This is a genomic window from Cellulosimicrobium cellulans, from assembly GCF_016921195.1.
GTDB lineage: Bacteria > Actinomycetota > Actinomycetes > Actinomycetales > Cellulomonadaceae > Cellulosimicrobium > Cellulosimicrobium cellulans_F.
In genome coordinates, this window is sequence record NZ_JAFGYF010000015.1 from 25210 (window position 1) to 39891 (window position 14682).

Sequence of the window (14682 nt, forward strand, 5' to 3'; positions counted from 1 at the left end):
TCGGCTACGGGAGCCAGCGCCAGCCGAGGGGGGTCGCGACGGCGTCGACGGTCTTGTCGTGCGACTCCACGGGGAGCGGGCGGTCGGACGCGTCGTAGACCTCCTCGGGGAACACGACGGCGACGACCTTGGTCCCGGGCCGCAGGTGCTCGAGGGCGCGGTCGTACCAGCCGCCGCCCTGGCCGAGCCGGACGCCGCGCGAGTCGACGGCGAGCGCGGGGGCGATGACGACGTCGGCCTGGGCGATGGCCTCGGCGCCGAGCGGCGGGGTGCCGGGTTCGGGCGGTCGGCCGGGGGCGCGCACCTGGAGGTCGGCCGGGCCGTCGTACAGGGCCCAGTCGCGCTGGAGGCCGGCGCCGAGCACAGGGAGCAGGACGCGCACGCCGCGCGCGGAGAGGCGTTCGAGCATCTCCGTGGTGCCGGGCTCCGCGGGGCGGGCGGCGTAGGTCGCGACGCACGTGGCGGCGGCGACCTCGGGGATGGTCTCGACGACGTCGGCGATCGCGGCGGCCGCTTCCTTGCGGAGCCGCTCGGACCGCGCCTGGCGGTTGGTGCGGATGGCCTTGCGGAGGATCTCCTTCGCGTCCTCGGCTTCGATGCTTCCGTGCAGGGGGTACGGCTGGACCGGGCCATTCATGTCCCTATTGTCACCCGGCCCGCGGTTCCGTGCGGACGCCGCGCGGGTGACCTTCGGCCGTGGTGGGCCGGATCGGGTTCCTTCGACGGGTCTCGGGTGCCTATGATCGGGGTGAGCCAGTAGTTCGGACTCCTGACAAATGAGTCGTTGTCCGACGGAGGTCGACCAGTGAGGACGCCATGACCGCGACGACGCCCGCGAAGCCCAGCGCCACGACCCCGCGTCCGCGCGGTGGAGCGCACAGCCGGACCGCGAGGGCCGCCGTCGTGCTCGCCGCGGGGCACGACGCCGCGTCGCGCCAGCTCCTGTCCCGGCCGCTGGGCAGCGCGACGGTCGTCGAGCTGGCCGTGGCGAACGTGCGCCGCGTGGTCGACGCGAGCCGCATCGTCGTCGTGGTGGCGCCCCACGACCCGACGGTGCGCGAGCTGCTCGGCGAGGACGTCGTCTACGTGGAGCAGGAGGCGCCGCTCGGCACGGGCGACGCGGTCCTCGCCGCGCGCGGGGCGGTCGCCTCCGTGCTGGGGCCCGGGGTCGAGGAGCCGGTGCTGGTCGCGTACGCGGACACGCCCCTGCTGCGCTCGGAGTCGCTCCTGGGCCTGCTCACGCGCCACACGCTCACCGGCGCGGACCTGTCGCTCCTCTCCGCCGTCGTCGACGACCCGGACGGCTACGGCCGCGTGGTGCGCGCCGAGGGCGAGATCACCGCGATCCTCGAGTCGTCCGAGGCGGGCGGCGTCGTCGAGCCGCGCACGGAGATCAACGTCGGTGCGTACGTCGCGGCGCCGGGCCTGCTGTTCGGCGAGCTCGAGCGCATGGCGTCCGACGGAGAGCATCGCCTCACCGAGCTGGCGCGCCGCGTCATCGGCGCGGGCAAGCGCATCTCGTCGTACCGGATCGTCGACGTCGACGAGGTGCGCGGCATCAACACGCCCGACGAGCTCGCCCAGGCGGCGGACATCGTCCTCAAGCGCCTGTTCGTCCCGAAGAAGAACACGGACACCAAGATCGTCTTCGGCACCGGCGGCTGGCGCGCGGTCATCGGCGAGGGCTACACGCTCGCGAACGTGCGCCGGCTGTGCCAGGCCATCGCGAACGAGACGATCCGCCGCGGCCTCGACGCCAAGGGCGTCGTGATCGGCGGCGACCGCCGCTTCCTCTCGCGCGAGTCGGCCATCGCCGCGGCCGAGGTCTTCGCGGGCAACAACATCGCCGTGACCCTCCTGCCCGACGACGTCCCGACGCCGCTCGTGACGTTCGCCGCGCCCTACCTCGGCGCGGCGTACGGGATCATCGTCACGTCGAGCCACAACCCGCCCGAGTGGAACGGCATGAAGGTGTTCCGTCAGGACGGCTCGCTCCCGCTCGACGACGAGACGGACCGCTACCAGGACGAGGCGAACGCGCTGTCCGTCGACGACGTCATCACGCTCGACATCGACGTGGCCCGCCGCACGGGCGTCGTCGTCGACCGGTCGCTCACCGACCCGTACGTCGACGCGATCGAGCGGATCATCGACGTCGAGGCCGTGCGCGGCTCGGACCTCCAGGTGATCGTCGACCCGATGTACGGCACGAGCCAGCTCACGCTCGGCACGATCCTGTCCGACATGCGCGTGCGCTCGGAGTTCATCCACGCGACGCACAACCCGCTGTTCGGCGGCGTCGCGCCCGCGCCGGACCTCCAGCGCCTGAGCACGCTCGTGACGATGATCCAGCAGGGCGGGGGACGCTACGACCTCGGCATGGCGACGGACGGCGACTCCGACCGCATCGGCATCGTCGACGAGACCGGCGAGTACATCTCCACGAACGACCTGCTCCTGCTCCTGTACTGGTACCTGCACGAGGTCCGCGGCGAGAAGGGCGGCGTCGTGCGCAACCTCGCGACGACGCACCTGCTCGACCGGCTCGCCGCCCACTTCGGCGAGGAGTCGCGCGAGGTCAAGGTCGGCTTCAAGCACGTCACCGCGGGCATGGAGGAGATCGGCGCCGTGCTCGGCGGCGAGTCGTCCGGCGGCCTGACGATCCGCGGCTGGATCCTCGGCAAGGACGGCATCTTCGCGTGCGCCCTGGTGGCCGAGATGCTGGCCCGCACGGGCAAGCGGATCTCCGAGCTGCGCGCGATGATCTACGAGATCACGGGTCGCCTCTCGACGCTCGAGGCGGGCGTGCCCGCGACCCCGGAGATGCGCGTCGAGGTGCCGCGGCGCCTCGAGGCGGAGCCGCTCACGCACGTCGGCCCGTACCCCGTCGTCTCGGTCTCCCACCTCGACGGCACCAAGATCCTCCTCGAGAACGACAACTGGGCGCTCCTGCGGTTCTCCGGAACCGAGCCCGTCCTGCGCATGTTCGTCGAGGCGGACTCGCCCGAGAAGGCCGCCGAGCTCCTCGAGTGGCTCCGAGGGTTCGTCACCGCCGGCGTCTGACGGCACCGGACCTTCCCCCACCCCCACCCCCACCCCCACAGCCCCTAGCCCCACCCCCACGACAGGAACCAGAGCAACGATGCGCTACGGCCACTTCGACACCGCGCACGACGAGTACGTCGTCGAGCGCCCCGACGTCCCGGTCTCGTGGACGAACTACCTCGGCAGCAAGAACCTGTGCACCGTGCTGTCGCACACCGGCGGGGGGTACTCGTACTACAAGAGCTCGCAGTACGGGCGGATCACGCGGTTCCGGCAGAACGGTGTCCCGGTCGACCGGCCGGGCCACTACGTGTACCTGCGCGACGACGCGGACGGCGACTACTGGTCGGTCTCGTGGCAGCCGGTCGGCAAGCCGTTCGTCGGCCCCGGCGAGGAGCTGGACCCCGCGGGCAAGGCGGGCCGGTGGACGACCCGGCACGGGCTCGGCTACTCGACGTTCCGCGCCGAGTACAAGGGTGTCGATGCCGAGCAGACGGTCTTCATCCCCGTGGACGACGACGTCGAGGTCTGGGACGTCCGGCTGACGAACACGACGGACGAGGTGCGCGAGCTCACCGTCGGGTCGTACGTGGAGTTCAGCTTCCACACGATCACGATCGACAACCAGAACCTGCAGATGTCGCTCTACGCGTCCGGTTCCTCCTACGAGGACGGGATCATCGAGTACGACTTCTACTACGAGCCGTGGACGTACCACTTCTTCACGTCGAGCGAGACGCCGTCGTCGTACGACTCGCTGCGCGACAACTTCATCGGCCCGTACCGCTCCGAGGCGAACCCGGTCGCGATCGAGCGCGGGCACGGTTCGAACGAGTCCGCGACGACGCAGAACCACTGCGGCTCGCTCCAGCACAAGGTCACGCTCGCGCCGGGCGAGACCAAGCGCCTCGTCTACATGCTCGGCTACGGCTCGCGCGACGCGGCCGGTCGTGCGATCCAGGCGAAGTACTCGGACGTCGCGACCGTCGACGCCGAGCGCGCGCGGCTCCGCGCCTTCTGGCGCGCCAAGCAGGACAAGCTGCGGATCCGCACGCCGCACGAGGGCATGAACACGATGATCAACTCGTGGACCCTCCTCCAGGCGGAGACGTGCGTGCAGTGGTCGCGCTTCGCGTCGTTCGTCGAGGTGGGCGGTCGCGCGGGCCTCGGGTACCGCGACACCGCGCAGGACGTCATGAGCGTCATCCACTCGAACCCGACGAAGACGCGCCAGCGCATCGTCGAGCTCCTGCGCGCGCAGACGGAGGCCGGGTACGGCCTGCACCTGTTCGACCCCCAGGCGTTCGACCCCGACGCAGAGAAGCTGCCCGACGTCCCGTCGCCGACGATCGTGCCCACGGTCGACCCGAAGGACCTCATCCACGGCCTCGAGGACACGTGCTCGGACGACCACCTGTGGCTCGTGCCGTCGGTCGTCGAGTACGTCAAGGAGACGGGCGACCGCGCGTTCCTCGACCTGGAGATCCCCTTCGCCGAGGGCACGCCCGCGACGGTGTACGACCACCTGGTCAGGGCGCTCGAGTTCTCCGCGCAGCAGGTGGGCCAGAACGGCGTCGCGCTCGGCCTGCGGGCCGACTGGAACGACTGCCTCAACCTCGGCGGCGGCGAGACGTCGCTCGTGACATTCCTGCACGCGTGGGCGATCGGCGCGTTCCTCGAGATCGCGGAGCCGCTCGCCGCGGCGGGCGACGAGCGGGCCGAGGCGGACGTCGCGCGGTTCACGGCGGAGCGGGAGCGCATCGCGAAGGTCGCGGACGCCCAGCTCTGGGACGGGCGCTGGTGGATCCGCGGTTACACGCGCGACGGCGTGAAGATCGGCTCGGCCGAGAACGAGGAGGGCAAGATCTTCCTCGAGCACCAGGCCTGGCCCGTCATCGCGGGCATCACGAGCCAGGAGCGCGGCGAGGCGTCGATGGACGCGGTGCGCGAGCTGCTCGGCTCCGAGTACGGCAACCACCTCAACTGGCCGGCGTTCACCACGGTCGACGACACGGTCGGGTTCGTCACGCGCGTCTACCCGGGCATCAAGGAGAACGCCGCGATCTTCTCGCACCCCAACGCGTGGCCGATCATCGCCGAGGCGATGCTCGGGCGCGGCGACGAGGCGGTGCAGTTCTACGACGCGATCCTGCCGTACCACCAGAACGACAACATCGAGGTGCGCGGCGCGGAGCCGTACGCGTACGTCCAGTTCCTCTACGGCCGCGACCACGAGTGGTTCGGCAAGGCGCAGAACCCCTGGCTCACGGGCACGGCCGGGTGGATGTACACCGCGGTGACCAAGTACGTGCTCGGCGTGCGCCTCGCGCTCGACGGCCTCGTCGTCGACCCGTCGATCCCGAAGGACTGGGACGGGTTCGAGGTGCGCCGCGAGTGGCGCGGCGCCGTCTACGACATCGAGGTCCGCAACCCCGACCACGTGTCGAAGGGTGTGCGCTCCGTGACGGTCGACGGCGTCGAGCACGACCCGGCCGCCCCGATCCCCGCGCTGCCCGCGGGCACCGAGGCGAAGGTCGTCGTCACGCTGGGCTGACTAGCGCGACTCCCACGGCACGACCCGACGGTCCGTGCGCCACCACACGGTGGCGCGCGGGCCGTCGGTGGTGTCACCCTGTGCACCGAGGACCGGGCGCCCGCCCGTGCCCGCCGAGAGCTCCCCGAGGACGGTCACCGCCGGATGACGCACAAGATCACGCGCGGCTGGACCGTCACCAAGCCGTGGCCCGTGACCCTGCGGGACGACACGCTGGGCGGGTCGATCGTGCTGCGCCCGCTGCGCCGTCGGGACGCGAACGCGTGGATGCGCCTGCGCGCGCGCAACGCGGAGTGGCTCGAGCGCTGGGAGGGCACGTCGCCGCGCCCCGGCAGCGGGGGAGGACCGCCGACGTTCGCCGAGTACGTCCGCGTCCTGTCCGCCCAGGCGCGGGCCGGGTCGTCGCTGCCGTTCGCCGTCGAGCTGGACGGCGAGCTGGTCGGGCAGCTCACGGTCTCCTCGATCACCTACGGGTCGCTGTGCGGCGCGAGCATCGGCTACTGGGTGAGCGAGCACGTCGCGGGGAGAGGCGTCATCCCGACGTCCGTCGCCATGGCGACCGACTACTGCTTCGCGGTCCTCGGCCTGCACCGCATCGAGATCAACATCCGCCCCGAGAACGGCCCGAGCCTGCGCGTCGTGGAGAAGCTGGGCCTGCGCGACGAGGGCGTGCGCGAGCGGTTCCTGCACATCCAGGGGGCCTGGCGTGACCACCGCACGTTCGCGATCACGAGCGAGGAGGTCCCGGGCGGTCTCCTCGCGCGCTGGCAGGCGACGCGACGCGAGACCATCTGAGCCAACCGACACGCCGGAGCGCGTGCGGAGCGTGGCCGCACGCCTCGCCTACGGTCGTGATGTGGAATCGGCCTCGGGGATCGTCGCGCTCGCGGTGTTCCTGCTGTGGGTCGGGTTCTACGTCCCGCACCGGGTGCGCCACCGGCAGCAGCTGCTGGAGGCGCGCACGGACGACCGCTTCTCCGGCTCCCTGCGCGTCCTGGCCGTCGCCGGCCCGGGCGGTGGGGGGATCGGCCGGTGGGACGCGCGGCTCGACGGCGTCACGATCGTCGCCGCGATCGCCTCCGGTCCCGCCGGCGGCGGGCGTCCCCTGCTCGGGGGATCGGGGACGCAGGGCCGGTCCGAGGACCGGACGCACGAGGAGGAGGGAACGCACGCCATGGGGAGCACCGTCAGCGCGTCACCCTCGCGCGGGGCACCGCCGCGCCGTCAGCCGGCACCCGAGCAGTCCCGCCTCGCCCTCCTCGAGCGGCGCGCCGCCGCGGCGCGCCGCCGGCTCGCGCTCACCGTCGTGCTGCTCCTCGCGAGCGTCGCGGTGTGGGTCGTGGCCGCGCTCGGGTACCTCCCGTGGTGGGCCGGCGTGGTCCCGACGTCGCTCCTCGCCCTCGTGCTCGTGCTGGGCCGCCGGGCGGTGCTCGCCGCGCAGCGGTCCGACGCCGCGTGGCTGGCCGAGCGTCGCGCTGCCGCCCGTGCCGCGCGCGGGACCGTGCTCGGCGCGCCGCCCGCGCCGCGGGGCGCACGTCCGCGTGTCACCGGCCGCGCCGTGCACGGGTCGCAGGTGAGCACGCAGATGATCCCGCGCGTCACACCGCAGGACCTCGCGCGGGCGAACGCCACCGCTGCGGCGCTCTCCGGGGCGTCCGCGGCTGCCGCCTCGTCGCCGCGCGAGCGCACCACCGCGTCGACCACGACGGCGGCCGCAGACCCCGGCTCCGAGGAGCCCGCCTCTGGTCGCGACGGCTCGGGCGTGGCGGCCGTGGTCGTCACGGAGGTCTCGGTCGAGGCGGCGGAGGTCGTCGAGGTCGAGCCCGTCGACGAGGACCACGTGCCCTCGGGCCGTGCCTGGGACCCGGTGCCCGTGCCGCCGCCGACGTACACGATGAAGCCCACGGCCCCGCGCCGCGAGCCCGCCCCGCTCACGGACGAGGACGTCGTCTCGCCCGCCCTGGCCGGTGCCGCGCCCGCTCCGGTCCCCGCGGCGGAGGTCGTCGACGCCGTGCCGTCGGGCGCGCCCGAGCCCGCCGCGGGCGACGAGCGCAAGCCGTCGACCGAGACGCTCGGTCTCGATCTCAACGAGATCCTCGCTCGTCGTCGGGCCGCGGGGCAGTAGCTCCGGCGGGCCCGGCGGCCGGGAGCCGGTTTGCGAGACCCCGCCCTCGGGGTGCTAGTCTGTACCTCGCTCAAGGGGCTATGGCGCAGTTGGTAGCGCGTCTCGTTCGCAATGAGAAGGTCGGGGGTTCGAATCCCCCTAGCTCCACCGGGTGAAGGCCCCGGACCTCACGGTCCGGGGCCTTCGTCGTCCGCCAAAAGTGCTCGGACGGGGTCTCACCGGTCGGCGCGGCGCTCGCGGAGGCGCCGCGCAGGCGTGCGAGCGCCCACCTATGCTGGCCGCGTGGCCCTCACCGAGCTCGTCCCGGTCCCCGGCGGGACGTTCCGCATGGGTTCCGACCACCACTACCCCGAGGAAGGGCCCGCGCACGACCGGGAGATCGAGCCGTTCCTGCTGGAGCGGCACGCGGTGACGAACGCGCAGTACGCGGCGTTCGTCGCGGACACCGGCTACGTGACCGTCGCGGAGCGCGCGCTCGACCCGGCCGACTTTCCGGGTGCTGACCCGGCGGACCTCGTACCCGGGGGGCTCGTGTTCACCCCGACGGCCGGTCCGGTCGACCTGCGCGACTGGCGGCAGTGGTGGCGCTGGCAGCCCGGGGCGTCGTGGCGCTCGCCGCAGGGACCGGGCTCCGACGTCGACGACCGCCCGGACCACCCGGTGGTGCTCGTCGCGTTCGAGGACGCGTCGGCGTACGCGGCGTGGGCGGGCCGCCGCCTGCCGACGGAGGCCGAGTGGGAGCGTGCCGCGCGCGGCGGGCTCGAGGGCGCCGAGTTCGCGTGGGGCGACGAGCTCGCGCCGGGCGGACGGCCGATGGCGAACACGTGGCTGGGCCGGTTCCCGTACCTCAACGAGGGCTGGGGCGGGACGTCGCCCGTCGGCTCCTACGAACCGAACGCGTACGGGCTGGTGGACCTCGTCGGGAACACGTGGGAGTGGACGGCCGACACGTTCACCCCCCGTCACGTCGTTCCCGGGACGCGCGGGCCGGACGCCGGTGCGCGGCCGAACCTCCTGGCCCCGACCACGTCGCCCCAGGTCATGCGCGTCACCAAGGGCGGGTCGCACCTGTGCGCGCCCGAGTACTGCCGCCGGTACCGGCCCGCGGCCCGGTCACCGCAGTCGGACGACAGCGCGACGACCCACCTCGGGTTCCGCTGCGCCGCAGACGCCGGTTGACGGACGACGAAGGCCCCCACCGACGGCGGGGGCCTTCGTCGTGTGCGGAGAGCGGACGGAGCGCTCCGTGCGGTGAGCGTGTCAGCCGCAGGTGTACGTGACGCCGTCCTCGAAGTGCGTGCCCGGGCCGAGCTCGGCGCACTTCTCGAGGACCGCGGACGTGGTGACGCCGATGATGATGCCGACGACGATCGAGATCACCAGCATGACGGCACCGACGATGATGCCCGCGAGGGCGACGCCGTTCTTGTAGCCGGCCTTCTTCGACTTGTTGTAGGCGATGATGCTGAGGATCAGGCCCACGATCGAGAGGCAGCCGAGGAAGGACAGGACGAGGCCGACGATGCCCATCGTCTTGCCGGGGTCCTGGGCCGGGGCGGAGTACCCGGGCGTGCCGCCCTGCGGGGCGTTGTACTGCGGCGCGTGCGGCGCGCCGTACTGGGGCGCCTGCGGGGCGCCGTACTGCGGGGCCTGCGGCTGCTGGGGCTGGCCGGGCTGCGGAGCGCCGTGCGCGGACGGTCCGGACGGCGTCCCGCCGGGCTGTGGGGTCTGGTCGGGCTGGTCGGGGGTCGACATGCGATCTCCTCGGCGATGGGTTCGGGCCCGGCCAGTATGCCGGTCGAGGTCGCTCGGCGTCCCGAGCGCCCGCGGCGCGTCCGGAACACGGGTGGCCGGTTCCTCCGCCGTCCACCCGACGGGCCGACCGTCACGACTCCCACACATCCGTGGGTCGGCGGGGCGTGGGGCATGCGCGATGATGGGGGCGTGAACTCTCGGAAGGTCCGATTCGTCCCTGTCGTCCTCCCCGTCGTCCTCAGCCTCGGTGCCGCTGCGGCGCTCGGTGGCTGTGCCGCGGAGGCCGCGAAGGCCGACGGACCGTCCTCGGGCGAGACCGGGCTCGTCGCGCGTGCCGCGGAGCCCAGCGACGGCGTCCTCGTGCTGGACTCGACCGACCCCGCGGAGCTCGCACTGACGAGCAGCCAGGCGTTCTTCACGTCCGCGCCCGTCGTCGTCCTCGCCGTCGCCGACGACGAGGCGGCGCGCGCCACGGCGGCCGCCGCGGCGGTCGAGCTCGCCGCGCCCGTGCTCCTGGTCGGCGGTGCCATCTCCGACGGAGGGCTGCGCACCGAGCTCGCCCGGCTCGGCACGGTCGCGGTCGTCGAGGTCGGCGAGGCGGACGCGCCCCCGGGGCAGGAGGACGCGGGCGAGACCCCGGAGCGCGCCACGCTCGGCGACGTCGAGGGCGTCGAGCGGGTCCTGCTCGACGTGGGCGCGCTCGGCGCCGACGGGGCGCTCGACCCGCACGACCTCGACGACGTCCGCGCCGCGCTGCCCGAGCGCGGCGAGCCGGAGACGCTCACGGAGGTCCTCGCGCTCACGGAGCAGGGGAGCCTCGACGCGCCCGGCGGCCCGCAGTCCGCGGCGATCGCGACGGCCCGCGCGGCCGGGGCGGTGCCGCTCGAGGTGCCGCAGGGCGACCCGCGCTCCTCCGCCGAGGTCGTCGACGCGATCGCGGCCGCGAAGGCGCTCGCGGTCGTGGGCATCGGGGAGAGCTTCGGGTCGGCGGACGAGCTCGCGTGGCGGCTGCGCACGGCCGAGGCCGGCGACCTGCTCCCGAGCGGGTCGCAGCTCGTGCTCGCCGACGGCGTGCGGTACGTGGCGGTCGAGGCGGACGCCGTGACCTCCGGGCTCCGAGCGGTGGGGGAGCAGGCGCTGACCGACGCCGTCACGCGCGCCGAGGACGCGGCGGCGTCGTACGCGGAGGCGGTGCCGGAGGAGACCGTCGTCCCGGTGCTCGAGGTCCCGGCGACCCGGGCGTCGTCGAAGCCCGGCGAGGACCGGGACTACTCGACCGAGATCCCGACCGAGGAGCTGCTGCCGCTCGTGGACGCGGCGGCCGCGGCGGGGGTCATGGTCGTGCTGCGCCTCGAACCGGGCCGCGCGTCGTTCGACGAGCAGGTGGCCGAGTACGCGGACGTCCTCGCCCGCCCGACGGTGGGCGTGGCGCTCGACGTCGACGCGCGCCGGGTCGGTGACGGTACCCCGAGCGGCACCGTGGACGCGGCCGAGCTGGGCGCGGCGATCGACGCGGTCGGCGAGGTCGTGCGAGCCGAAGGGCTGCCGCAGAAGCTCGTCGTGCTGCAGCGCTCGGACGCGGACGCGATCCGGGGGGCGTCGGGCCTCGACCTGGGGTCGGGGGAGGCGGCCGTGGTCCTGCGGTCCACCTCGGGAGACAGCTACGGCGCGCGGGTGCGGGACTGGGGGCTGCTCCTCGACGGGCTGCCGCAGGGCGTGGCCGCCGGTTGGACGACGGGTTCGTCGGACCCGGCTCGCGACGTCGAGGGCGTCCTCTCGCTCGACCCGAGCCCGCGCTACATCGCGCCCTCGCGCTAGGCCGGAGGGGCTTGGCCGCGCCCCGAGCGGCGGGTTAGGGTGTGTCGCTCGCAAAAGCCGAATCGATTCGATCCCAGCCAGACGACGAGGTACCCGATGGTCTCGGTCATCCCCCAGCCCCAGCAGGTCGAGCCCGGGACGGGCCACGTCCCCGTCGTCACGCTGGAGGTCCACGCGCTCGGTCTCGAGCGGACCGCCCCGTGGCTCGGGGACCTGGCCGCCGCGCTCCTGAGCGGCCTCGACGGTGTCGCCGCGACGCACGACGACCCGGCGTCCGGCGCCGCGGCGGGTGCCGCGTCGCGCTCCGCGACCCCCACCGCGCTCGTGCTCCGGATCGACGAGCTGGCCGGTCCGGAGGGCTCCACGAGCCCGGAGCGGTACAGCCTGGTCGTGGACGAGGCCGGCGTGACCGCGACCGCCGCCGAGCCCGCCGGGCTGCTCCACGCGGTGCAGACGCTGCGGCAGCTCGTCGAGGCGCCCGGCCCGGGCGACGAGCCCGCGCGGGTGCCGCACGTCGTCGTGCACGACGCGCCCCGGTACCCCTGGCGCGGCCTGTCCGTGGACGTCGCGCGGACGTTCTTCGGCCTCGACGCCCTGCGTACCGTGATCGACGTCGCCGCGGCGTACAAGCTCAACGTGCTCCACCTGCACCTCACCGACGACCAGGGCTGGCGCATCGAGTCCCCGTCCCGCCCCGAGCTCGCCAAGCTCTCCTCGGGGAGCGACACGTCCGGCGGGAAGGGCGGCCACCTGTCGCTCGCGGACTTCCGCGCGCTGCAGGACCACGCGGCGGAGCGCTTCGTGCGTGTCGTGCCGGAGATCGACGTCCCCGGCCACATCAACGCGGCGACGCACGTCTACGGCGACCTCATGCCCGACGGCGTCGCGACCGACGCGTACTCGGGCATCGAGGTCGGCTTCTCGCGTCTCACGTTCGATCTGCCCGCGACGGAGCCGTTCCTGCGCGACGTCTTCACGGACCTCGCCCGCGCGACGGACGGGGAGCACGTGCACCTCGGCGGTGACGAGGTGCTGAAGATGGAGCCCGCCGAGTACGCGCAGTTCGTCGAGCTGTGCGAGCGCCTGATCCTCGAGGCCGGGAAGAAGCCGGTCGCGTGGCAGGAGGCAGCCAAGGCGCCGCTGCGCCCGGGCACTCTCGTGCAGTACTGGGACACGCACCCCATGGACCTCACGTACCTGGTCGACGCCGCGAAGGCCGGGGCGCGCGTCATCCTGTCGCCCGCGAACCGCGTCTACCTCGACATGCGCTACACGGCGGACTTCGACCCCGCCCTGGGGCAGGAGTGGGCCGGTCTGGTCGACGTGCGCGACTCCTACGACTGGGAGCCCGAGGAGGTCGTGCCCGGACTGCCGGTCGACACGATCGAGGGCGTCGAGGCGGCGGTGTGGACCGAACGCGTCCCGACGCTCGACGCGCTGTTCACCATGCTCCTGCCGCGCCTGAGCGCCGTCGCGGAGGTCGGCTGGACCGCACCGGAGCGCAAGGACTGGGACGGCTTCCGTCGCCGCGTCGCCCGCGAGGCGCACGCCTGGCGCCGCGCGGGGATCGCGTTCCACGAGTCCGCGCAGGTCGAGTGGTGACCCGTCAGATCCAGGTGGGCAGCCACATGTGCAGGCGCCAGAACCAGTACGGCACCTGCCACGCCGTCCAGATCGGGTAGAAGAACACGCTGACGGCGCCGATCGTCGTGAGCAGGACCGTGAGCCCCACCCGCACGCGCGCCCGCGCGACCGGGCGGTGCTCGGTGCGTTCGAGCGCGAGCGTCATCGCGTACACGAGCGTGAGCACGACCCACGGCGTGAACACTATCGAGTAGAACGTGAAGATGGTCCGCTCGGCGTAGAGGAACCAGGGCGCCCACCCGGCGACGATGCCGCTGAGCACGGCGAGCGCCCGCCAGTCCTTGAGCCGCACGAGCGCCCAGAGCGCGACGAGGACGGCGAGCGCCGCCGTCCACCACAGCACGGGGTTGCCGAGCGAGGTGATCGCCCGTGCACAGCGCTCCGCCTCGCAGCCGGCCTCGCCGGGGTCGTAGGAGCGCCAGTAGAACGACGTGGGGCGCCACTGGAGGATCCACCCGAGCGGGTGCGCCTCGTACGTGTGCTCGGACGTGAGCCCGTTGTGGAAGTCCCACATCTTCAGGTGGTACTCCCACAGCGACCGCAACCCGGGCGGGAGCCACTGGACCCCCTCGCCCGGGTGGTCGAGCGCCCACTGGCGCATGTACGCCCCGGGGGAGCGCAGCCACGACGTCCACGACGCGAGGTAGGCGAGCGCCGCCGTCGGAAGCATGACGAGCGCGGCCGGGATCGCGTCGCGCACGAGCGCGTCCTCCCACCAGCGCCCGACGCCCGCGGTGCGGCGCGCCGTCGCGTCCCACAGCACCGACACGACGGCGAAGACGGCGAGGAAGTACAGCCCCGACCACTTGACCCCGCACGCGAGACCGAGCGCGACCGCCGCGGCGAACCGCCACCACCGCCACCCGAGCCCGGGCCCGTAGCGCCGGATCGTCCCGCCCGCGTCGAGGATCGCCGCGCAGCGGTCGGCGAGGCGGCGCCGGGCCTGCTCGCGGTCGAGCAGCAGGCACCCGAAGGCGACGAGCACCCAGACCATGAGCATGTTGTCGAGCAGGCCGGTGCGCGAGTGCACGATCGCCTCGCCGTCCACGGCCATGAGCGCGCCGGCGACGATCCCCATCGCCGTCGACGCGAACAGGCGCCGGGCGATCCGCGCCACGAGCACCACGGCCACGACCCCGACGACCGCGGACGCGATGCGCCACGACCACGGGTTCTCCGCCCCGCCGAAGAACCTCATCCCGAGGGCGATCATCCACTTGCCGAGCGGGGGGTGGACCACGTAGTCGGCCGTCGGGAGGAACGAGTTCACGTCCCCGGCCTCGAACGCCGGGTTCGGCTCCTCGGGCCAGTCCGCCTCGTACCCGACCTGGAGCAGGGTCCATGCCTGCTTGACGTAGTACGTCTCGTCGAACACGAGCGTGCCCGGACGGCCGAGGTTCCACAGCCGCAGCACCGCCGCGACGGCCGCGACGATCGCGACCCCGAGCCACCCCCAAAGCCGGTCGTGCGCGGTCGCCCCGAGCGCCAGACGGCGGGGCCCGAGCAGCGCGAGCAGGAGGCGCTCGCGGTGGCTCAGGTCGGGCGCGTCGTCGGCGTCCTGCCCGGAGCCGGTGGCCGGTGCGTCGGCGCCGGAGCGGGCGTCGTCGGGCTCGGCGCCGGACGCCCGGCCGGACGCGTCGGGCTCGTCGGGGACGTCGGTCGCGTGCCGAGGTCCGGGGTGCGCGTCGGCGGGCGGCTGGGACACGCAGGCCATCGTAGGGGCACCCGGGTGTGGAACCCT

10 protein-coding genes and 1 tRNA gene are annotated in these 14682 nt (G+C 73.6%); 8 read left to right on the forward strand and 3 right to left on the reverse strand.

Going from position 1 to position 14682, the window contains the following annotated elements; all coding sequences use genetic code 11:
- Positions 1–4 precede the first annotated feature (4 nt).
- A complete protein-coding gene (locus JN535_RS19305) occupies positions 5–637 on the reverse strand; it encodes a 5-formyltetrahydrofolate cyclo-ligase (protein ID WP_205207428.1) in 633 nt (210 codons plus the stop codon).
- 179 nt (positions 638–816) lie between these two features.
- On the opposite strand from JN535_RS19305, the gene JN535_RS19310 reads away from it, so the two are divergent.
- From JN535_RS19310 to JN535_RS19335, 6 genes are all read left to right on the forward strand, one after another.
- Positions 817–3063 carry an NTP transferase domain-containing protein gene (locus tag JN535_RS19310; RefSeq protein ID WP_205207429.1) on the forward strand — a complete coding sequence of 749 codons (2247 nt, stop codon included), beginning with the start codon at positions 817–819 and terminating at the stop codon, positions 3061–3063.
- 79 nt (positions 3064–3142) lie between these two features.
- A complete protein-coding gene (locus JN535_RS19315; protein WP_205207430.1) occupies positions 3143–5599 on the forward strand; it encodes a GH36-type glycosyl hydrolase domain-containing protein in 2457 nt (818 codons plus the stop codon).
- A gap of 144 nt (positions 5600–5743) precedes the next feature.
- The gene (locus JN535_RS19320) at positions 5744–6394 is read left to right on the forward strand and encodes a GNAT family N-acetyltransferase (protein ID WP_205207431.1); all 651 of its coding nucleotides are present in this window, start codon (positions 5744–5746) and stop codon (positions 6392–6394) included.
- A 61-nt stretch (positions 6395–6455) separates the two neighbouring features.
- The gene (locus tag JN535_RS19325; protein ID WP_205207432.1) at positions 6456–7724 is read left to right on the forward strand and encodes a hypothetical protein; all 1269 of its coding nucleotides are present in this window, start codon (positions 6456–6458) and stop codon (positions 7722–7724) included.
- Between the two features lie 74 nt (positions 7725–7798).
- Positions 7799–7871 (forward strand) — tRNA-Ala (locus tag JN535_RS19330).
- 180 nt (positions 7872–8051) lie between these two features.
- Positions 8052–8903, forward strand: coding sequence for a formylglycine-generating enzyme family protein (locus tag JN535_RS19335; RefSeq protein ID WP_240201485.1), 852 nt, complete (start codon positions 8052–8054; stop codon positions 8901–8903).
- 81 nt (positions 8904–8984) lie between these two features.
- Here JN535_RS19335 and JN535_RS19340 read toward each other — a convergent pair whose 3' ends face one another.
- Positions 8985–9479 (reverse strand): DUF4190 domain-containing protein, encoded by a 495-nt coding sequence (locus JN535_RS19340; protein ID WP_205207434.1) that lies wholly within the window; start codon positions 9477–9479, stop codon positions 8985–8987.
- 189 nt (positions 9480–9668) lie between these two features.
- On the opposite strand from JN535_RS19340, the gene JN535_RS19345 reads away from it, so the two are divergent.
- Both JN535_RS19345 and JN535_RS19350 read left to right on the forward strand, forming a co-directional pair.
- Entirely contained in the window at positions 9669–11297 is a 1629-nt protein-coding gene (locus JN535_RS19345) for a hypothetical protein (RefSeq protein WP_205207435.1), read from the forward strand.
- A gap of 96 nt (positions 11298–11393) precedes the next feature.
- Positions 11394–12899 carry a family 20 glycosylhydrolase gene (locus JN535_RS19350; protein ID WP_205207436.1) on the forward strand — a complete coding sequence of 502 codons (1506 nt, stop codon included), beginning with the start codon at positions 11394–11396 and terminating at the stop codon, positions 12897–12899.
- A gap of 4 nt (positions 12900–12903) precedes the next feature.
- Here the strand turns inward: JN535_RS19350 and JN535_RS19355 are convergent, their stop codons facing one another.
- Positions 12904–14655 (reverse strand): dolichyl-phosphate-mannose--protein mannosyltransferase, encoded by a 1752-nt coding sequence (locus JN535_RS19355; RefSeq protein WP_205207437.1) that lies wholly within the window; start codon positions 14653–14655, stop codon positions 12904–12906.
- Between the last annotated feature and the right edge of the window lie 27 nt (positions 14656–14682).